The sequence below is a fragment of the Alphaproteobacteria bacterium genome, assembly GCA_016699735.1.
Lineage (GTDB): Bacteria > Pseudomonadota > Alphaproteobacteria > Micavibrionales > Micavibrionaceae > JAGNKE01.
In genome coordinates, this window is the sequence record CP065008.1 from 1,252,418 (window position 1) to 1,270,696 (window position 18,279).

An 18,279-nucleotide genomic window follows, 5' to 3' on the forward strand; every position below is an offset into this window, starting at 1 on the left:
ATGAAGTCAAAAACGCTGCTGACATATCTATTTTTTGGCATTTTCTTGTTTTCGCCGGACGTTATGGCAAAAAAATCGCGACTGTACAAGGATAGAGACAGCCAAGGTTATGACGCTATTTTCATGCCTGTGTTAAAAGACTTGGCTGTAACTATAGACAATGACGACATTCCGCCAAACGAACCAAATATCATTGCCATCAGATTCCAGCAGGACAAGCCGCCCAAAGGTGTAGTTGAAAGAATCCAGCGCCTGACTTTAGGCATAACAACCGATATGCCACCAGAATACGATGTTTATGGTTATGAAATTCGGCGCTATATGGCGCAGGTAGGCAATGCAAAAATCTATCAGGACGATGAGTTTTTGATTGAGCAGATAAAAAACGCAAAAAAAGCCAGAATAATAGCGTCATTCTGGCAAAAGCATATTGAGAGGGAGATTGAAGATATAGAGAAATTTATTGAGGCCAATGACAGTTCTTCCTCAATAAGAACAGCCATTAGACAGGCGAGACTCGACACGCGGTCTTTTATGATTGATCTTCAAGGATGGTTAGACAGTAACGAGCGGTTGTTGGGGCACGTTCTGGATATTCAGGGTTATATTCAGTTTGAATATCCAGAAGTGATTTTTATTCGCCCGAATGAAAGGGTTGAGTTTTTTAACTTTTTTCAGACAAGGCAGCATAAGTTGGGAGAAATAAGAAAATACCAGCCCTTCGCCATGATGGCATACTAAAGGCGGGGTAGTTAAAGTTCATTTCTGTATAACCCTGTAAGCCTTCACCGTATTCGACAGCAGGCAGGCGATCGTCATCGGACCGACGCCACCCGGAACGGGGGTAATCGCCCCGGCGGCGCCTAACGCTCCTTCAAAATCCACATCCCCGCAAAGCTTTCCGTCGGAATCCCGGTTAATCCCCACGTCGATCACGCACGCCCCCCGCTTGATCCAGTCGGCCTTCACCATGCGCGGCTGCCCCACCGCGGCCACAAGGATATCGGCCTGCGCGCAGACATCGCTCAGGTTTTTCGTGCGCGAATGGGTGGTCGTGACCGTACAGTTCTCCCGCAGGAGAAGCTGCGCCATCGGCTTGCCGAACAGGTTCGAGCGCCCGATGACAACGGCATGAAGCCCGGAAAGCTCCCGCACGAACGACCGGATCAGGATCATCGCGCCCTGTGGTGTACAGGGCACCAGCCCGTCTTCCATCCCGGTAAACAGCTTGCCCGCGTTGGTGACGGTCAGCCCATCCACATCCTTGTGCGGGGCGATCATCTGCACCAGCCGCGTCCCGTCCAGCGGCACAGGCACGGGAAGCTGCAACAAGATGCCATGCACGGAAGGATTATCGTTAAAGGCTTTGATCTCCGCCGCGACCTCCGCCTCCGTGACTTGCCGCGGCAGACGCGACTCAAAACTCTTGATGCCGACGCTTTCGCAGGCCTTGATCTTGTTCCGCACATAAATCTGCGAAGCCGGATCGTCCCCCACCAGAATCACTGCAAGCCCCGGCGGGGAGGGCAGGGCAGACACATCCGCCCGCAGCTTCATTCGGATCGTTTCGGCAAGAACCTTGCCATTGATAATTTTTGCGCTCATGGAAAAAACTCAGAAAAAGAAGAAGGAACCGATAAGAAGCTTAAACAGAAGTCCGGCGATGATCTGAATTCCGATAATAACGATCAACGGAGTCAGGTCGATCCCGCCCACCGGAGGAACATACTTGCGGATCGGTTTGTAAACGGGGTCAGTCAGTTTGTGCAGAAGCTGCGTCAGGTTCCGGGCGGCCTCGTTATTGGCGTTGACGAGATCGAAGGCAATCGCCCAGCTCAGCGCCACCTGCAGGATGATCACAAAGATATAGACTTGAACCAGAGTTCCTATAACCCAGACGAGTGCGAACATTTTGGCCTCAAAAAGACGAGAATTTCTCTCTTTATAATGCGTTTAGACCTAAAGGAAAAGATCTATCGCCCCCGAATTTAACCTTCTTTTCAGATTGTCCTGTATAATGGGGGGCGGGAAGGAATATCAATGCTGCCGCTCGATCCGCTGACCGCCTCGACCTTGCTCATCCTCGCCGCTGCCGAGCCTGCGGCCTGCCCTTGGCCATCCCGCAAAGCAAGCTCAATATCGTCCCCAGCACCGCCGAACTAAAATTCGATACCGACCAGACCCTCGCCGAATTGCAGAATTACAGCATGGACACAGTCGATCCCTATGGCTTTCACGGCATGAGCGTGACGCAGGCCTTCATGAAGGGCAGCATCGTCCCCGGCTACCGGATCAAGATCGGCCATATGTACTCTGAGAAATACAACGCCTATTGCCTCTGGTACGAGGACATCACGGTCAATATCGACATCGACCCCACGATTGTGATCGCCAAGGAACTGTATGCAGACAGTTGCATGAGAAAGGCCATCATCGGCCACGAATCCAAACACGTGAAGGTGGACCGCGTCATCGTCAATGAATACGCCAAAACCATCGGCCAGAAGCTCTATGACGAACTCAGCGCCCGCGGCTTTTCCGCCGGCCCTGTTCCCGCCGAATACGCCGAGGATACGATCAAGCGGATGCAGCGCGTAGTTTCACAGATCCTCGATCATGAATTCAAGAAGATGGAACTCGACCGCATGGACCGCCAGCGGGCGGTGGATACCTTGGAGGAATATAACAGCGTGGACGCCAAATGCCCGCTTTTCGAACGCCAGAAATCAAAGATTTACGCGGACCTTGAAAAAGTAACCGGCAAGAAGAAGTAAGCTTCAGATGGACTCCAGAGCCCCGCGCAAATCCTCCAGCAAATCCTCGATATGCTCGACGCCCACGGACAGCCGCAAAAGCTGGTCGGTCACGCCCGCCTTTGCGCGCGCTTCCGGCCCCATGGACACATGAGTCATACTGGCTGGATGATTAATCAGGCTCTCGGTTCCGCCCAGCGACTGCGCCAGCCGGAAAACGTCCAGAGCCGCAACGAACCGCCGCGCGGTCTCCGGATCGCCCTTGAGTTCAAGGCTCAGCATCGCGCCGAACCCTTCCTGCTGCTTTTTCGCGGCTTCATGACCTTCATGCGCGGGCAGGCCGGGATAATACACTTGCGCCACTTTCGGATGTGCTGCCAGCATTTCGGCAATCGCCAGCGCGTTCTCCTGCGCCCGGTGGACCCGCAGTTCCAGAGTCCTTAGCCCGCGCAGCGTCATATAAGAGTCGAACGGCGCCCCAATCAGCCCCAGCGAATTCGCCCAGAAATCAAGCTGGTCCCAAAGCTCCTTGGTTTTCGCCACCACGCACCCGCCCACAACATCGCTGTGCCCGTTGAGGAATTTGGTCGTGGAGTGGTAGACGATGTCCGCCCCCAGCGTCAAAGGCTGCTGCAGCATCGGCGAGAGGAACGTGTTATCAACGACGGTCAGCGCCCCGCACGAAGCCGCTTTTTTCGCTATCGCCTTGATATCCGCGATCCGCATGACGGGATTGCTCGGCGTTTCGATCAGCACCATCTTCGGCTTTTCCGAAAACGCCTCCTCAACGCCTTTCTGCGAATACTGGTCTACGAATTTCAGCCGGAAATGCTTCTTCTCGGCCAGCGCACTGAGCATCCGGTACGACCGCCCGTAGCAATCATAGGGCGCAACCAATAAGTCTTCGGGATTCAGCAGGTGGACGATCAGCGTCAGCGCCGCCATGCCCGAAGCGGTCACGCACGCCCCATAGCCCTTTTCCAGTTCGGCCAGAGCCTGCGCGAGATGGTCGCGGGTGGGGTTGCGTGTACGCGAGTATTCATAAGGCGCCTTTTTCCCGACCTCGTCCATCTGGAAGGTGGAGGAGAGACACAAAGGCGGCATCACGGCCCGGTAGGTCACCGTCTCGCCCAGTCCGGCCTGCACGGCGCAGGTGCGTCTTCTGCGGTCTTTTTTCTTCTGATCCATGCCCCTATCTATGGCCAAGGGATTCCGTTTGTCAATTTCCGCATAAATAAATATCACTCAAAACCGGGCGGTTTGGGGTCGTAATTACGGATTTGGTCAGACCAGTATATGGATTGAGCTTGAAATGTCTGAAGGGGCGTAAAAGTAATTTCCACGATATCCTTAGGCTCTCCCTCTACTGCAGAACAAACACTAATTACCTGTCGATCTGAATACATATCTGCGCTGCCTGAACGCAGATTACGCTCTCCTGTTAGCGCATAGCTGTTATTTTCACTATCCCGGACTGTTCCAGTCAAAAAGGGCGGCGAGAACATAAACACATTATCGTACTCTTCCTTTCCGAATGTGTTCTCCAAAACTTCCCCGATAGCTTTCGCCATATCGTCCTTAAGAGACAAAAAACCGATAAAAAAGCAGAGCTTTGAACCGTGTGATGAAAATGGAAGCCATTTATCAGGCTTCATGGTAACAGGCTCATGGGCTTTTAGGAGTTGCGCTCCGACAAGGCCATAAGACACTTGTTCCGACGTATAAAAATACCGCTCAGGCTTATAAATCTTGTACGGCTCCTCATCCGCTTTGGCGGGCATGGAGAATGATATATAAATAAAAACTAATAAAACAAATAAAGAGCGACTAAAGGCCATGCCCTATCTATGGCCAAGGGATTCCCTTTGTCAATTTGCCAATCAACAAAAGCGGGAAAAACCGGGCAAAACAAAACCGCTGCTTTTTTGGGGGAAAGCAGCGGTTGGGTATTTGGTAAGTAAGCAAGCAGATAAGCAGAGGAGGAACCAGAAATCTTGCGTTTTCAAAGCGTCTCCGCCATCTATCTCCGATTCTCCTCCTCAAATGTGGCGAAATAATGAAATGTTAACGATGTTTTCGGGGTATTTGTATAACGTATTGTAATATATAGAAAATAACCTGTTAAAAACAAAAAACATACGATGGTGTTCTTCCGCAAGTCAGGGGGAAGGAAAGCGCATTTTCTAAATTCCTTGTTAATCTATTCCCGCTAATAATGTAGACTTCCGCTGCGTGGTTTTCTGATTTTTTCTGACTTTTTCATCATAATGGGGATTTTCAATGACGACTGTTGGGCACGACTCTCTCAAGACGCGCAAGACGCTGAATGTAGAAGGCAAGGACTATGATTATTACTGCCTGAAGGCCGCAGCCGAAAAAATCGGCGACGTTTCAAAGCTGCCCTACACGCTGAAAGTCCTGCTGGAAAATCTCCTGCGCTGCGAGGATGGCCGCACGGTCAAAACCGAGGACGTTCAGGCGATCCGCGACTGGCTCCAGAAAAAACGCTCCGAACATGAAATCGCCTTCCGCCCCGCCCGCGTCCTGATGCAGGATTTTACGGGCGTTCCCGCCGTGGTCGATCTGGCCGCCATGCGTGAGGCGATGGTGGCCCTCGGCGGCGACCCTGAAAAAATTAATCCGCTCAGCCCCGTCGATCTGGTCATCGACCATTCCGTGATGGTGGATTCCTTCGGCAGCGCCAACGCGTTCCAGCAGAACGTCGATCTCGAATTCGAGCGCAACGGCGAACGCTACAGCTTCCTGCGCTGGGGCCAGGACGCCTTCAACAATTTCCGCGTGGTTCCGCCCGGAACGGGCATCTGCCATCAGGTCAACCTCGAATATCTCGCCCAGACCGTCTGGGCCGATCATGACGACAAAAACCCCTCCTGCACCGTGATTTATCCCGACACGCTGGTCGGCACGGATTCGCACACCACGATGGTCAACGGCCTCGCCGTCCTCGGCTGGGGCGTCGGCGGTATCGAGGCCGAAGCCGCGATGCTCGGCCAGCCCGTCTCCATGCTGATCCCCGAAGTCGTCGGCTTCAAGATCAACGGGAAAATGAAGGAGGGCACGACCGCCACCGACCTCGTTCTCACGGTCACGAAAATGCTCCGCGACCTCGGCGTCGTCGGCAAGTTCGTGGAGTTTTTCGGACCCGGCTTGGATAATCTCACACTGGCCGACCGCGCCACGATCGCCAACATGGCGCCCGAATACGGCGCGACCTGCGGCTTCTTCCCGATCGACGAGGAAACCATCCGCTACCTCGAATTCACGGGCCGCGACCCGCACCGCGTCAAGGTCGTGGAAGCCTACGCGAAAGCGCAGGGCATGTGGCGCGATGCGAAATCCGCCGATCCCGAATTCACCAAGACTCTCGAACTCAACCTCGCGGACGTCGAACCCTCTCTCTCCGGCCCCAAGCGCCCGCAGGACCGCATCGCGCTCTCAAAGGCGGCCGGATCGTTCAAGGAGATGGTTCCCGAGCAAAAACCGACCGCCGTCAAGGGCGAGAAATACAATCTCGACAACGGCCATGTGGTCATCGCCGCCATTACGAGTTGCACGAACACCTCCAACCCCTCCGTACTGGTGGGCGCGGGATTGTTGGCACGTAAAGCGCGGGCGCTGGGCCTCAACCGCAAGCCGTGGGTGAAAACCTCACTCGCGCCCGGATCGCAGGTGGTGACTGACTATCTGCAAAAGGCCGGCCTTCAGGCCGATCTCGACGCGCTGGGATTCAATACTGTGGGCTACGGCTGCACGACCTGCATCGGCAACTCCGGCCCGCTGCCGGACGCCATCGCGGGGGCGGTAGAGCAGGGCGACCTCAACGTCGCGGCTGTTCTCTCCGGAAACCGGAACTTTGAGGGACGTATTTCTCCCCACGTGAAATCGAATTACCTCGCTTCTCCGCCGCTGGTGGTAGCCTATGCGATTGCCGGTTCCATGCACATCGATCTGACGAAAGACCCGATCGGGCAGGACAAGAACGGCAAGGATGTATTCCTGAAGGATATCTGGCCCTCCAACAAGGAGATCGCGGAGACGGTCAATCAGTGCCTGACCTCTGAAATGTTCAAGTCGCGCTACGCCGACGTCTTCAAGGGACCGAAGGAATGGCAGGCCATCGGCGGCGACGCCAGCGGCCAGACCTACAAATGGCAGGGCGCGTCCACCTACGTCAAGAACCCGCCTTTCTTTGACGGGATTTCCAAGAAACCGGGCGCGACCTCCGACATCAAGGGCGCCTATGCCTTGGCGATCCTCGGCGATTCCGTAACCACCGACCATATTTCTCCGGCGGGCTCGATCAAGAAGGATTCTCCGGCAGGACTCTATTTGTCCTCACACGGAGTCAAGACAGCGGACTTCAACTCCTACGGCTCCCGCCGCGGCAACCACGAAGTCATGATGCGCGGCACCTTCGCCAACATCCGCATCAAGAACGAAATGCTTGCAGGCAAGGAGGGCGGCTTTACCAAACACGTCCCCTCCGGTGAGGTTACGAGCATCTACGACGCCGCCATGAAATACGACCAGGAGGGCACCCCCCTGGTCGTCATCGCGGGCAAGGAATACGGCACCGGCTCCTCCCGTGACTGGGCGGCCAAAGGCACCCGTCTTCTGGGTGTCCGCGCCGTCGTGGCCGAGAGCTTTGAGCGCATCCACCGCTCCAACCTGATCGGCATGGGCGTCATCCCGTTGCAGTTCAAGGGCGCCACCACGCGCAAATCCCTGAACCTGCGCGGCGACGAGCGTTATGAGATTCTCGGGATTTCCGAAGGCCTGTCCCCGAAGAAGGAGATGGTCATGAAGATCAGCTATGCGGACGGCTCGGAGCAGGAAGTGCGCCTGATCTGCCGGATCGACACGCTCGACGAGGTGGAGTACTACCGCAACGGCGGTATCCTCCATTACGTCCTGCGCCGGATCGCGGCTTAAAGGATTTAATCCTCGTCGGACTCATCGTCATCCGCAGGCATCAGCGCGGCCAGATAGCGCGGCGCAATTTTCTCTGCTTCAAAGATAATTCGGTTGAAGTCCGGGCGTTCGGGCCGATATCGGACCTTGTAATGGGTTTCGAGCGACGAAATTTCGCCGTTGAGTGTAGCGATCCGCCTTTTGGCTTCCCGCGCCTGCCGCGCCTCGAAATTGGCGCTGTCGATGATCCCGGCCCGCAGCTTTTCGTTGGCGATCCCGATCATGAAAGAAAGCTGTATCCCCTCCAGCAGCGCCGCCGCCACGCGCACGCATTGCGAGGGGTTGACCGGAATCTTCTTGGCGCTTTCGAGATGATAGTTGAAAGTGGTCGTCCGTTCCGGCCCGCGCAGGATCATCCCGCAACGCCCCTGCGTTTTTTCGAGGTTCAGCACAATGGCCATACTGCTGTCGTAGGTAATCTGCACATCTTTGCCGAGTCTGCGGAAGGCGTCTTCGGCAAGCTTGAGGGAGTCATCGTAATCCCCGTCTTTATTGACGGCATCGCACTTCTCGACGACGTCCAAAAACGGGTGCCGATGACCCGATTCAAAAACCGGCTTGCCCTTGTGATAAACACAGACCCAGCGTTCAGGGTTATAGGCGATCTCATAGCCGCTCACCGTCTCGGCCCAGACTTCTTCCCACTTGTAGGGGATAACGCGGTGGAGCAGGGGGCCACCCTTGTCGTAATCGCGGATCAGGTGCGCGGCCATCCGGGCGCATAAATGCATATTCTGCGCCCGTACGACATAATTCTCGGACGACGCGTCCCCCGCCTTGAGAGAGATGGGCATCCTGTTGCTGTGAACATTAGGAGCCAGGGACGACTCCTGCCCCGGAATCTCCATTCCTCTGATCGTGAATTTTTCCCGGAGAAGGGAGGTGTTAAGGTTCATTCGACGTCCGAAATAAAAATCAGTCCACAATCATAGCAGATTCAATCGGGGGCGAAAGAAGGCGCGGCGTTCTGCTAACAACAAGAAAAACCCTATACGGGAGCGTCTATATCTTGAGGGGAGGATTAGAGTAATCCTGTTTTGAAGACGGGGGAACAACGGGCTCCGGCGGCGCTTCGTGTGCTTGCAATCGCGCCAGACCCTGGGCGGCGGCGTTGAAATCCGCCTCGCTCATCCGCATAAAGCTCTCGGCATCGAAAAATAGGATATCTTTTTTCCCCTCAATGATCGGACCGTGCACCATAATCTCAGGGTCCATCAGGTTCCTGAGTTCGGCCATGATGCCTTCTTTCAAGGGTTTGTTATCGCCGATTTCCAGATAGATGAACCCGGCCGGATCGGCGGCATGAACCCAGTTCTGCCCTGTAAGGGCGTTAAACCGGGCAAGACGGGAATCGAGTTCACTGATATCCGCGTGATAGGCGGGAACGATCTCAGGGACTTCTTGATGCCCAGGAACCAGGGCACCGGCCTCTTTGAGAAAATTATATAATTCGTCCTTCTCTAGCTCATCGGGTTTAAGCGAGGAAAAGTAGGAACGGTTTAAAATATCGTAGACGGTCTCTCCGGCAGTATTTTCAGCCGTTAAATCAACGCCCCGGCCATGCAGATACTTGAGCGCATCGACAATCTTGCTGTAACTTCCGCCTCCTTCCGAAGCGCCCTCATCGGTTGAATCCAGGGCACGGGCGATCATATGGGAGACATAATCGGTGTTGGAACGCTCACCGAGATCGACATGAAGTTCCCGATCGACAAATTTCAGGGTCTCCAGATCCAGCGTCCGGGCCGCGACATGGCCGAGGGTTTCGCCATTGTCGGGATTGACGTACGATCCCGCCATCGGATCCCTCGACGCGATAAAGCGGGCCGTCTCCAGATTGGAATTCGCAATGGCCCGGAGCATCAGGCTATCGTCTTGCTTGCTGCTGGTGAGCGGCAGGCGAAACTCGTCAGTCAGTTGTTGCAGCAACGCCGGAGAGCCGGAGGCAGAGGCGACGTCCAGAAGATTTAGACCCTCGGAATTGAGGGCTGAAAAATCAGCACCCGCACCCTGAAGTTCCCGCAGGTAGTCCTCAGCATGAATGTTTTTGATAATCGGGGGGCCGTTAAGAGGCATAAAGGTGGCAACCGTGTCACCCCGCTCGGCAATTTTGAACAGCGCCGCATTCAACTCGTCCTGCGTCATCGCAGAGACGTCTTTGGCCAGATTCACGTCAGTCATAACCGCTTTGACCCCCTCAGAGGAGATTTTCGCCATGTTAACACAGACGGCAGCGTAAAGTAAAATAAGGCTAAAAGGAGGATTTTAAGCGGGGCAGGAAGAAAACGGCCGTCTCAGGCGGCGAATTTCGGGGCCGGGGCGGGCGCCTTCGGTGCATAGACCGGCGCGGGCGCATCGAGCATTTCCAACTGGCGCAGGTAATAGGCCAGCTCTTTCTCGACCTTCAGACGGGCGGGCAGATCGTCGAGAAAAGACTGCATCCCCGCGCTGATCGACCCGCGCAGATTAAAGCTGTTGGCGATGGATTTACCGGACATCCGGGCCATCGTGCCCTGGCCATGGGCGCGTTTGTGCTGTTCGCTGGGTTCGTTCTGCTTCCCGGCAATGTCGGTGATGTATTCGGAATAACATTCCATGGTCGCGGCGAAGTCGATATTTTCGGTCCACTCGCCGCACGTATCGGAAAGAGCCTCGCTGAACGCGGGGCCGATCATGGCTTCGAGCATCATCGCACCGAGCATCCCGTCGCGCTCGTTGGCGATACGGGCATTCGGATTGGATTTAACGAAAAGCGGGCCTTTATAGCCGGGTCTGTCGGGGTGCGGGGCAAGTTGTTGCAGGTGCTGCGCGAGGGCGGTGATTTTACCCACGAGCAGTTGTTTTTGTGTGATGTTGGCGACCTTAGCGTACATTTTTTACTTCCTCAATTTTCTTTAAGAATAAGGTTGAGGAAGTAAAAACGGCCTTAATTAACCATAAAACTCGAAATAAAAGATGAATGATTATTTAATTTATACTTGAAGTGTATTTAAATAAAATTTTATCTATCATCAAATATTCGCATTTGCGTTTTTCAGGGAAGAGTTTTACTCTGGAGCATGACAAGAAAATACGGCAGGGGTGAATTACGACATTTGCTTTCCGGGCTGCAAAGGCACCCGGAGGATAACCGCATCGTCTACACACCCGAGGACCGCGAACTGGTCATCCCCTTGATCCGGGAGGGGGTTATTGATGCCGCCATCATCCCCGCGCTGGACAGTCCCGCGACAAGCGTACGGAGTGCACAGGCGCAGGAATATGGCGGAGATTATGATAACGGCGAATTGGCGCAGCAATTTTTCGTTCGGGATGACAATCTGTATTTTTACGTTGACGGGAACCGTGTCTCGATGTCCGAAGGGCAGGATTTTCCTGAATACGTCCAAGAGTCCTTTACCCGCCTCTCGGCCTTTATTTATCCTCACGAAACCTGGACGCCCGCAAAACCGGTCCGCCAACTGGCCAACCAGATCAGCGATCTTTTATGGAACTACAGGCACGACGATGAAAAGGAGCGCCGGATCGTCGAACTCGCGGAGTGGCTGGACCACAAATACCCGCGCCGCCAGACGAACCTGCTGGTCCTCTGGCAGGAAGCCGGAACCGGACAGCGCGGACCGATGCCGAATTTCCATTTTGATATGGGCCTGACCGCTCATATCTCCGGTCACACGCCCATGCAGTATATCGTCGGTCGCCTGACCAAGGATCAATGGGACATTTTGAATAAAAACCGGGTCGCAGAAACGGATAAGCTTCTGGACGCATACCCTGAACTTCAGGGGCGCATCCGTAATCTCGATCCCGGCGACATGGCGGTTTTCGGGAGGAACTTCGTTCACCGCTCTTCGCCGGAGGTTTCCGAAAAAGGGCAGTTGAATATCGCCGCAGAGCCTTCGGGCGGCTGGCCTTACGATTTATAGAAGTAAGTGTAAGATTAGCTCTTTCAGCCGCGCCGTTCCCTAACTGAACAGCGAGTCGATATCGTCCTGGCTGGAGGCTTTGCCCAAGCGCTCTTCGATGGCTTTGGCATCGGGTTTAACCTCGATCCCCAGCTTTTCGAAGGCGCCGTTGATCCGGTCCTCGATGGCGTGCAGGTTATTGAGGGTATTGCGGATTCTCTGCCCCGTGCGGTCCTGGAATGAGCAGGCGAGCAGGATTTCCTGAATATCGTTCTTGATCTGCTCCCGCAGGGCGTTCCGGGAGGGGGCGTCCGCCCATTGTTCTTCGGGCGCATCGCCTACGCTGGCGACGATCCGGTCGGCGGCATCCAGAATCCGGTTGGCGGCATTTTCCGTATCTTCGATAATCGCTTCGAGTTCGACGCCGGAATTGGCCGCGCTTTTGCCGTCCCCCTTGTAGGAAATGGCGCTCAGAACCTCAAGAATCTCCTGAAAGCGCCTAACGATTCCGTCTTCGGCCATATCGACCTGCTGCGCCGTGGCGTTGATTTCCATGGAAATCTCATCGAAGCGGCGGGCGACGAACTTCTCGATCGTCCGCAGCTGGCTGTTCAGAGCCTCGACGGCATTGAAAATTTCGGCGGCGGGGGCGCGTTCGGCGCTGTCAGTCGTATGTGCGGTCATAGGAATTCTGCCCTTGTTATCCCTTGCGATTATAAAGCCGTTTTCTTAACAAAGTCCTACAAAAAGCAGAAAAAACAAGCGCATACAGGCGTAATCGGGGCTAAAAAAGCGGCAGACCGAGAATTACTTGATGAGAGGCTGATACAGGTCGAAAACGTCAATAATTTCCAGAATCTGCTCAATTTCCTTCTTACACTGCATGGCGTGCTGGTTGGTGGTGACCGGCACGAACAGATTGGACGGCTCGAACATATCCTCATCGTTGGGGATCATCATGAAGATGAATTTCTTGCCGAACATGGCCACGCTCAGGGGCGACTGTTTGAAGATGTCGGAGGCTTCGGAAAGCTCCTTGAGTAGGCGCTCCCCGACCAGAAGCTCAGCCGCCTCCGGCTTGGTGGAGAACACCTGAAACCGGTCCCAGTTCGGGTTGGAGACGCTGACATAGACCTTTTTCATGGTCTTCCAGCGTGTTTTTTCATAAGCCTTGACCATCTTGTCGTTGGCCGTGATGATGGTATGCCCCTCGATGACATCTCCGGGAACTTCCAGAAGTACGAAAATCCCCTCGAACACCGGCCCGTCGCGGTGAGCCCGGGAGTGCAGCCGCGCCTCGGAGAAAATGACCTTGACGCCCTTATAAACGCCCATGAAGCAATCCTCGGCCTCATAGCGGTCATAGGCGGGGATGATGGCCAGCTTGCCCAGCATCTTTTCGTTCACACCCCGCTCGGGATGGAAGGAGAGGCCGTTCAGCGCCTTCGCCAGCTTGGGCATGAAAGTCGTTTTATGCTCTTTCACGTAGGTTTTCAGGGGCCGCGCCGTCCAGAAGTTGAGAAGGATGGGCACAACGGCCGAAAGGGCGACGCAGAGAACGGCGGTGGTAATATTTCCAACAAAAAGAAAAAACCACCCGAAAAACCCGACCCCGATCAGCATGGAGAGAATGCCCAGATTCATGCTGATAAAAGCACGGGTCCGGTTCTGCTTCATCCGCCGCAGGCGCATCTCCTCGGCTTCGAGGATCAGGCTGTCGAGGTTTTTCTTGAAGCGTTCTTCATCGACACGGCCCAGCTCATCGAGTGTGGAAACCGAGGGCGTACGGATATCGATGGCTTCATCAGGATTATTGTCTGTCATAAACCCTATCTAACCAGCCCCGAAAGCGCCGTGCAAGCAAATCCTTGAACGGTATAGGAAAAAAAACCGGATGATTTACAGCCAGCGCCGGACCGACTTCTGGTAATCCCGGTACTTCTGGCCGAATTTTTCTTCCAGATATTCTTCTTCCCGCAGGATCACGAGAAAATGCACGGCGGCCAGAAGGGGAAGCAGGAAGAAAAACCCCCAGACGATGTCAAACACGATGACAAGGCCGATATACATCGCGGTCAGCCCGACATACACCGGATTGCGCGAATAGCCGTACGGCCCCTTCGTCACCAGCGCGTTGGTCGGTAGATAAGGTTCGATATTCGTCCCCTCGTTGGCAAACAGCACAAGGCACCACGCGATGATCCCCGCGCCAAGGCTCATGGACAGGATGCCGAGCGTAAGCTGCGCCCCCCAGCGGAAAAAATCTCCCCCGTCGAAAAGCTCGAACACCAGCGAAAAGAGCAGGGCGCCGGCGTAAAGAAACGGCGGCAGGATCGGAACATCGGGATGGTCCTTGTCGGGCGGTATTTGCACTTTCTCCCAATAGAGTTCAAGGTCCGGATAGTCCGAGGGCACCGACTTTTTTTTCGGGGCGCTGTCCTTCGATTGAAGCGGCTGCATGGATCAAAGAGTAGAAGAGAATAGCCCGGCAAGGCAAGATGAAAATAACAAATTTCAGGATTCAGGAGGAGGCGCTACAACTCCCTTTGCGGCTTCTTCCCGCAGTCGTTCAAACCGTTCGATAAATTGCATCAAAAGGCACAACGCAAAGATCGCCATGAGCACGACCCACGAGAAAAGCTCCACTTTCCACTCGATGGGTGTGAAACCGTATTGCCGAAGAGCGTATGTGATAAAGGAATGGGGTAGATCCTTTTCGCCAAGCTCACGCTTGATGTCCCACATCCATTCCGTAAGCGGGCAATAGCCGGGATCGCCGATTGCCAGCCCAACGGCCACCCAGAAGAAAACCGTGAGGTAAACAACCCAGCGGCTCCAGAGGCGGGTGCTGCGGAAAATCCATCCGAAAAGTATAATAATTATGACAAAAAAATGCCCCAGAAGCAGATAGGTTTCATACTCTATCAGTTGCCCCTGGGACATCGTATACCTCTGGAGACATCCTCAAAAACTGAGGAAAACAAGGCCGACGATCAATAAACGATCGCCACGGAATTCGCGACCTTTTCCATGTCCTTGCGGTAGGTCTCGAACACGGTGTCCAGCGTGAAGAACAGAACCTGGATGCTGCCCTTGTCGCCGATGCTGGTGTAATAGTTGCTGTAGCGGAAAACCATGCCGTCAATGTCGATGGAGTATTCAAGGTAGTTCCATGTATCGGGGCCGATCTGGACCGTCTTGTCCTCAATCACTTTGACCCCATCGCGTCCGCCCTTGGCCACGGCTCCGGCATTATCCAGAATGGAATTACGGAAGAAGTCCTTGGTCAGCGGCAGGCCTTCGGTAATCAGGCCGAAATAAAGGCTTCCGTTTGTATTGTTGTAGAAGGTCTCATAGTCAGGGGTCGGCTTCTCCGCTTGCACCCAGTATCCGGAGTCAACGCAGTATTTAACGGGAACCAGCTTGGCGGTGTTGCACACTTCCTGTCCGCTGGCGACCGGAGTAGCAGCGGGCGTCACAGGCGTTGCAGAGGTTTCGTCGGCATTTTTCCATGTGCCGTCATCGTTCAGAACAATCGTCTTGCCCTGGAAAAAGGTTTTGCCGAGTTCGGCAGCGGCAGCGGGCAGAGCGCTTCCGGCCAAGGCCAGAACCAGCGCGATAAGGGCAAGTTTCTTCATCGTGAAATATCCTGTAAAAAATGACCAATACCTTACAAGTAAAGGGCTTTGCGGGAAAAATCAACGCCCTTGCGGAAATTTAGGGGCGTTCCAGCCCAGTGATCGGACGCAGCAGCTTTTTACGAAAGCCGGGAACCTTTTCGGCCAAAAAAAGGAAGTAGGCCCGCAAAAACCTTGAAAACCGCCCCTGCACGCGCAGCCACTTGAACACCAGCATACTGGCCTCCAGAACACGCTGCCCGTCAGGGGGGGGATAGGCGGGGTCTTTGTCCGCAAGTGAACGCGCCAAGGCGAGAGCCTCCTCAATCTCACGCCCCATCCCGATGCCGCCGAACGGTCCGTGCGCCGCAGCGGCGTTTCCGGTCAGGAACACCCCCGGCCTTCGGACATCCTTCGCCCGCCGGACGCAGACGGGCAGGGGGGTAAACCCCTCTAGAGGAGTATTGGCAACAACCCGGATCCGACCCGGACCGCAGGGAACGCGAAGCCGCATCTGCCCTTCGGCCAGCAAATCCAATACCGCCGGTTCCTCCGGCTCATCGACGGGGATGTCCTGAAAACTCCACCCGCCGGGATACTCGAAGCCGATAAAGGGGATGCCCAGAGCCGTCCGCACAGTGCTCTGCACCCCGTCCGCCCCGATGAGACAATCGTAGTCCTCCGTGCGCCCGTCGCTGAGATTCACGATCACCCGCCTGTTCTCCAGCCGCACATTCTGCACCGCCAACCCATATTCAACACGCCCGCCCAGCATTTCAAAATGGTGTTTTAGGATACGGATGACCTCCGCCTCGGGCAGACTGAGCAAAAAAGGATATCGGCTTTTGATTTTGGAAAGATCGGCTTTAAACAGAGCCTTTCCATCCTCCTCGATCCGCAGAAGGGTAATTTTTTGTCCGGCCCCGATCAGGGCATCGGTCACCCCGGTTTCTGCCAGCATCTCCAGCGTTCGGGGCCGCAGGATCAGCCCGCGCCGCAGGTTGGAGGCGTCGTCGGCGCAATTCCTTTCGATCAGGTGCGGAGAAAACCCTAGCCGTTTCAGGTCCAGCGCCGCCGCCAGCCCCGCAGGTCCGGCTCCGGCGATCAGGATTTTCGCGCTATGGTCCATGGAAAATCAGGAGGGCAGCAGGGAGGGCGTTTCCCGCCCGTAAACGGACGCCAGCGCGAGCACGGCCCCATCGGGCATACACGGATCGGCGGGAGCCGCATCGTTCTGCACGAGGATCACCCGCGGCGAAAGTTTGGGACGGGGAATGAAACGCTTGGCCAGACCGCATCCGGTCAGGCTGAACAGGCAGAAAATGAGGACGGCAGAGCGCATAACCGATGTGTAGCAGGTTAAGGGGGGCTTGCCTATGGTCTATCAGCCGCCTCCGGCGCTTTCCCCCGCGTCTCGCGCACTGTCCTCGAAAATATTTCCCATCCGGCTCCGCGTCCGGTCCATGCAGCCGGACAGCGTGAGAGCAAGTACGCCCATAAGCACAATTTTTTTCATCACTCCTCCGAGTCATAAAGCCGATAACAATAAAGGTAGTCCTTTTTCGGCCGGTCCGCCCTGAAATTTTTCGGCGTCATCCCGCCGGTGACGGAACTGACATACCACGTGTCGATCTTGAACGACCCGTCCGCTGCCGTGAGCTGCACCACCCGCACATCCGCCGGGAAGCGGTAATTCTGGGCGAACGCGCCCCGCGAAAAAGTCAGGATCAGCGGCACGGTGACCTTCCAGGTGTAAAGCCCGTAGCGTTCGTCCTCCTCTTCCTCGTCGATCGTGATCTGGTCATAGGGGTCGAGCCGCACGTGCTTCTTCCAGAAGGAGTTCGTAACCAGCGTTTCCTTGCGCTTCATCACCCCGTCGGCTATCCCGTAATCCAGCATGGTCCGCATATAGCTGCGGCACCCCTTGGGCGTGAAATATTTCGCGTTGGCGGACAGGCGCTCCAGATAAGTATCGTGGCTGAAGGTCAGGGCGTTTGAAGTCGCGTCGAAGACCCAGTGCTTCATCGCCGTGCGGAGTTTTTTCAAATCCTGCGCCGCCAGAGCGGGTGTGGCGGAAAGAACCATAGCCAGCAGGAGGAGAAAGCCTCTCACGCCGCCATGTCCTTGAGCGCGAGCAATTCATCGCGGGTCAGGAAGAACACCTCCCCCTGACTGTTCTCGGTATTCAGCCACGCAAACGCCATGTCGGGATAAGCCGCTTGCAGAGCAGGACCGCAGCGCCCAAGCTCGCAGATCATCATCCCCTGCGGCTTCAGATAACCGGGCGCCTCGCGCAGGATCATATGAACAAGGTCCAGCCCGTCCGCCCCGCCATCCAGAGCCATCTTCGGCTCGGCTGCATATTCAGGCGGCAAATTCCCCATCCCCGCCGCATCGACATAGGGCGGGTTGGTGATAATCAAATCGTACCGCGCGTTTTTGGGCAGCGGCGCAAACAGATCTCCCCGATACAGCGTCATCCGGTCCTCGAACCCGTACGCCTCAATATTTTTCTTGGCCAGCGCCAGCGCGTCCGGCGAAAGATCCACGGCGTCAACATGCGCCGACGGGAACAGATCGGCGGCGATTATCGCAAGGCTCCCCCCGCCGGTGCAAAGGTCCAGAACGCGCGCCACATCATCCGCATCCGGCGCGGGCGTGTCGGGGCCGCAGAGAATTTCCGCGATAAACGAACGCGGGATGATGGCGCGGGAATCGCAGAAGAAGCTATAGCCCTGACATTTGGCCTTGCCGACAAGATACGGCGCGGGCGTGCGGGTGGTCACGCGCTTCTCGAACAGGGCAAGGATGCGCGTGCGCTCCGCGTCCGTGACCTTGGCGTGCCAGAACGCTTCGAGATGCTCGGGCGGCAGGTGCAAGGTTTCGAGCACCATGAAACACGCCTCGTCGAACGCGTTATCCGTGCCGTGGCCGTAGGTCAGCACCGCCTCCGAAAATGTCGTGGTGCCGTAGCGGATCAGATCGCAAAGGGTGAGGAGTGTGGAGGTCATT

The 18,279-nt window shown here is 55.5% G+C and carries 20 protein-coding genes; 4 read left to right on the forward strand and 16 right to left on the reverse strand.

The genetic code is table 11. The features are described from left to right. On the forward strand, positions 1-741 hold the full coding sequence (locus IPN28_06080; GenBank protein ID QQS58380.1) for a hypothetical protein: 741 nt from the start codon (positions 1-3) through the stop codon (positions 739-741). Between the two features lie 18 nt (positions 742-759). Here IPN28_06080 and folD read toward each other — a convergent pair whose 3' ends face one another. Further along, positions 760-1,605: a bifunctional methylenetetrahydrofolate dehydrogenase/methenyltetrahydrofolate cyclohydrolase FolD gene (gene folD, locus IPN28_06085; GenBank protein ID QQS58381.1), complete on the reverse strand. Its 846-nt coding sequence runs from the start codon at positions 1,603-1,605 to the stop codon at positions 760-762. 9 nt (positions 1,606-1,614) lie between these two features. Further along, the gene (locus tag IPN28_06090) at positions 1,615-1,911 is read right to left on the reverse strand and encodes a YggT family protein (GenBank protein ID QQS58382.1); all 297 of its coding nucleotides are present in this window, start codon (positions 1,909-1,911) and stop codon (positions 1,615-1,617) included. Positions 1,912-2,111: 200 nt separating this feature from the next. Between IPN28_06090 and IPN28_06095 the strand changes: the two genes are divergently transcribed. Next, entirely contained in the window at positions 2,112-2,774 is a 663-nt protein-coding gene (locus IPN28_06095) for a hypothetical protein (GenBank protein ID QQS58383.1), read from the forward strand. Positions 2,775-2,777: 3 nt separating this feature from the next. Here IPN28_06095 and metB read toward each other — a convergent pair whose 3' ends face one another. Together metB and IPN28_06105 are read right to left on the reverse strand one after the other, a co-directional pair. Next, complete coding sequence (metB, locus tag IPN28_06100) at positions 2,778-3,941, reverse strand: cystathionine gamma-synthase (protein QQS58384.1); 1,164 nt, start codon at positions 3,939-3,941, stop codon at positions 2,778-2,780. A gap of 53 nt (positions 3,942-3,994) precedes the next feature. Further along, a complete protein-coding gene (locus IPN28_06105; GenBank protein QQS58385.1) occupies positions 3,995-4,591 on the reverse strand; it encodes a hypothetical protein in 597 nt (198 codons plus the stop codon). A 442-nt stretch (positions 4,592-5,033) separates the two neighbouring features. Between IPN28_06105 and acnA the strand changes: the two genes are divergently transcribed. Next, positions 5,034-7,706: an aconitate hydratase AcnA gene (gene acnA / locus IPN28_06110; GenBank protein QQS58386.1), complete on the forward strand. Its 2,673-nt coding sequence runs from the start codon at positions 5,034-5,036 to the stop codon at positions 7,704-7,706. A 5-nt stretch (positions 7,707-7,711) separates the two neighbouring features. Here acnA and IPN28_06115 read toward each other — a convergent pair whose 3' ends face one another. From IPN28_06115 to IPN28_06125, 3 genes are all read right to left on the reverse strand, one after another. Further along, on the reverse strand, positions 7,712-8,641 hold the full coding sequence (locus IPN28_06115; protein ID QQS58387.1) for a hypothetical protein: 930 nt from the start codon (positions 8,639-8,641) through the stop codon (positions 7,712-7,714). 106 nt (positions 8,642-8,747) lie between these two features. Beyond that, positions 8,748-9,926 carry a hypothetical protein gene (locus IPN28_06120; protein ID QQS58388.1) on the reverse strand — a complete coding sequence of 393 codons (1,179 nt, stop codon included), beginning with the start codon at positions 9,924-9,926 and terminating at the stop codon, positions 8,748-8,750. Positions 9,927-10,039: 113 nt separating this feature from the next. Then, positions 10,040-10,618: a hypothetical protein gene (locus IPN28_06125; GenBank protein QQS58389.1), complete on the reverse strand. Its 579-nt coding sequence runs from the start codon at positions 10,616-10,618 to the stop codon at positions 10,040-10,042. Positions 10,619-10,804: 186 nt separating this feature from the next. On the opposite strand from IPN28_06125, the gene IPN28_06130 reads away from it, so the two are divergent. After that, positions 10,805-11,671, forward strand: coding sequence for a hypothetical protein (locus tag IPN28_06130; GenBank protein ID QQS58390.1), 867 nt, complete (start codon positions 10,805-10,807; stop codon positions 11,669-11,671). Between the two features lie 39 nt (positions 11,672-11,710). Here the strand turns inward: IPN28_06130 and IPN28_06135 are convergent, their stop codons facing one another. The 9 genes from IPN28_06135 to prmB form a co-directional block, all read right to left on the reverse strand. Then, positions 11,711-12,334, reverse strand: coding sequence for a hypothetical protein (locus tag IPN28_06135; GenBank protein ID QQS58391.1), 624 nt, complete (start codon positions 12,332-12,334; stop codon positions 11,711-11,713). 123 nt (positions 12,335-12,457) lie between these two features. After that, positions 12,458-13,474: a DUF3137 domain-containing protein gene (locus tag IPN28_06140; protein ID QQS58392.1), complete on the reverse strand. Its 1,017-nt coding sequence runs from the start codon at positions 13,472-13,474 to the stop codon at positions 12,458-12,460. A gap of 75 nt (positions 13,475-13,549) precedes the next feature. Next, a complete protein-coding gene (locus IPN28_06145; protein ID QQS58393.1) occupies positions 13,550-14,110 on the reverse strand; it encodes an isoprenylcysteine carboxylmethyltransferase family protein in 561 nt (186 codons plus the stop codon). A gap of 54 nt (positions 14,111-14,164) precedes the next feature. After that, positions 14,165-14,593: a DUF2784 family protein gene (locus IPN28_06150; GenBank protein QQS58394.1), complete on the reverse strand. Its 429-nt coding sequence runs from the start codon at positions 14,591-14,593 to the stop codon at positions 14,165-14,167. A 50-nt stretch (positions 14,594-14,643) separates the two neighbouring features. Then, positions 14,644-15,288, reverse strand: coding sequence for a hypothetical protein (locus IPN28_06155; GenBank protein QQS58395.1), 645 nt, complete (start codon positions 15,286-15,288; stop codon positions 14,644-14,646). Positions 15,289-15,367: 79 nt separating this feature from the next. Then, positions 15,368-16,396, reverse strand: a complete 1,029-nt coding sequence (locus tag IPN28_06160; GenBank protein ID QQS58396.1) for an FAD-dependent monooxygenase — start codon at positions 16,394-16,396, stop codon at positions 15,368-15,370. Positions 16,397-16,402: 6 nt separating this feature from the next. Beyond that, entirely contained in the window at positions 16,403-16,609 is a 207-nt protein-coding gene (locus IPN28_06165; GenBank protein QQS58397.1) for a hypothetical protein, read from the reverse strand. A 173-nt stretch (positions 16,610-16,782) separates the two neighbouring features. Next, positions 16,783-17,379 (reverse strand): DotI/IcmL/TraM family protein, encoded by a 597-nt coding sequence (locus tag IPN28_06170; GenBank protein QQS58398.1) that lies wholly within the window; start codon positions 17,377-17,379, stop codon positions 16,783-16,785. After that, positions 17,376-18,278, reverse strand: coding sequence for a 50S ribosomal protein L3 N(5)-glutamine methyltransferase (gene prmB / locus IPN28_06175; GenBank protein ID QQS58399.1), 903 nt, complete (start codon positions 18,276-18,278; stop codon positions 17,376-17,378). Before prmB ends, IPN28_06170 begins: the two co-directional genes overlap by 4 nt. Position 18,279 lies beyond the last annotated feature (1 nt).

What these genes read in the sequence shown, in the direction of transcription:
- IPN28_06080 (QQS58380.1), top strand. Translation starts at nt 1, where the DNA reads ATGAAGTCAAAAACGCTGCTGACATATCTATTTTTTGGCATTTTCTTG.
- folD (QQS58381.1), bottom strand. Translation starts at nt 1,605, where the DNA reads ATGAGCGCAAAAATTATCAATGGCAAGGTTCTTGCCGAAACGATCCGA.
- IPN28_06090 (QQS58382.1), bottom strand. Translation starts at nt 1,911, where the DNA reads ATGTTCGCACTCGTCTGGGTTATAGGAACTCTGGTTCAAGTCTATATC.
- metB (QQS58384.1), bottom strand. Translation starts at nt 3,941, where the DNA reads ATGGATCAGAAGAAAAAAGACCGCAGAAGACGCACCTGCGCCGTGCAG.
- IPN28_06105 (QQS58385.1), bottom strand. Translation starts at nt 4,591, where the DNA reads ATGGCCTTTAGTCGCTCTTTATTTGTTTTATTAGTTTTTATTTATATA.
- acnA (QQS58386.1), top strand. Translation starts at nt 5,034, where the DNA reads ATGACGACTGTTGGGCACGACTCTCTCAAGACGCGCAAGACGCTGAAT.
- IPN28_06115 (QQS58387.1), bottom strand. Translation starts at nt 8,641, where the DNA reads ATGAACCTTAACACCTCCCTTCTCCGGGAAAAATTCACGATCAGAGGA.
- IPN28_06120 (QQS58388.1), bottom strand. Translation starts at nt 9,926, where the DNA reads ATGACTGACGTGAATCTGGCCAAAGACGTCTCTGCGATGACGCAGGAC.
- IPN28_06125 (QQS58389.1), bottom strand. Translation starts at nt 10,618, where the DNA reads ATGTACGCTAAGGTCGCCAACATCACACAAAAACAACTGCTCGTGGGT.
- IPN28_06130 (QQS58390.1), top strand. Translation starts at nt 10,805, where the DNA reads ATGACAAGAAAATACGGCAGGGGTGAATTACGACATTTGCTTTCCGGG.
- IPN28_06135 (QQS58391.1), bottom strand. Translation starts at nt 12,334, where the DNA reads ATGACCGCACATACGACTGACAGCGCCGAACGCGCCCCCGCCGCCGAA.
- IPN28_06140 (QQS58392.1), bottom strand. Translation starts at nt 13,474, where the DNA reads ATGACAGACAATAATCCTGATGAAGCCATCGATATCCGTACGCCCTCG.
- IPN28_06145 (QQS58393.1), bottom strand. Translation starts at nt 14,110, where the DNA reads ATGCAGCCGCTTCAATCGAAGGACAGCGCCCCGAAAAAAAAGTCGGTG.
- IPN28_06150 (QQS58394.1), bottom strand. Translation starts at nt 14,593, where the DNA reads ATGTCCCAGGGGCAACTGATAGAGTATGAAACCTATCTGCTTCTGGGG.
- IPN28_06155 (QQS58395.1), bottom strand. Translation starts at nt 15,288, where the DNA reads ATGAAGAAACTTGCCCTTATCGCGCTGGTTCTGGCCTTGGCCGGAAGC.
- IPN28_06160 (QQS58396.1), bottom strand. Translation starts at nt 16,396, where the DNA reads ATGGACCATAGCGCGAAAATCCTGATCGCCGGAGCCGGACCTGCGGGG.
- IPN28_06165 (QQS58397.1), bottom strand. Translation starts at nt 16,609, where the DNA reads ATGCGCTCTGCCGTCCTCATTTTCTGCCTGTTCAGCCTGACCGGATGC.
- prmB (QQS58399.1), bottom strand. Translation starts at nt 18,278, where the DNA reads ATGACCTCCACACTCCTCACCCTTTGCGATCTGATCCGCTACGGCACC.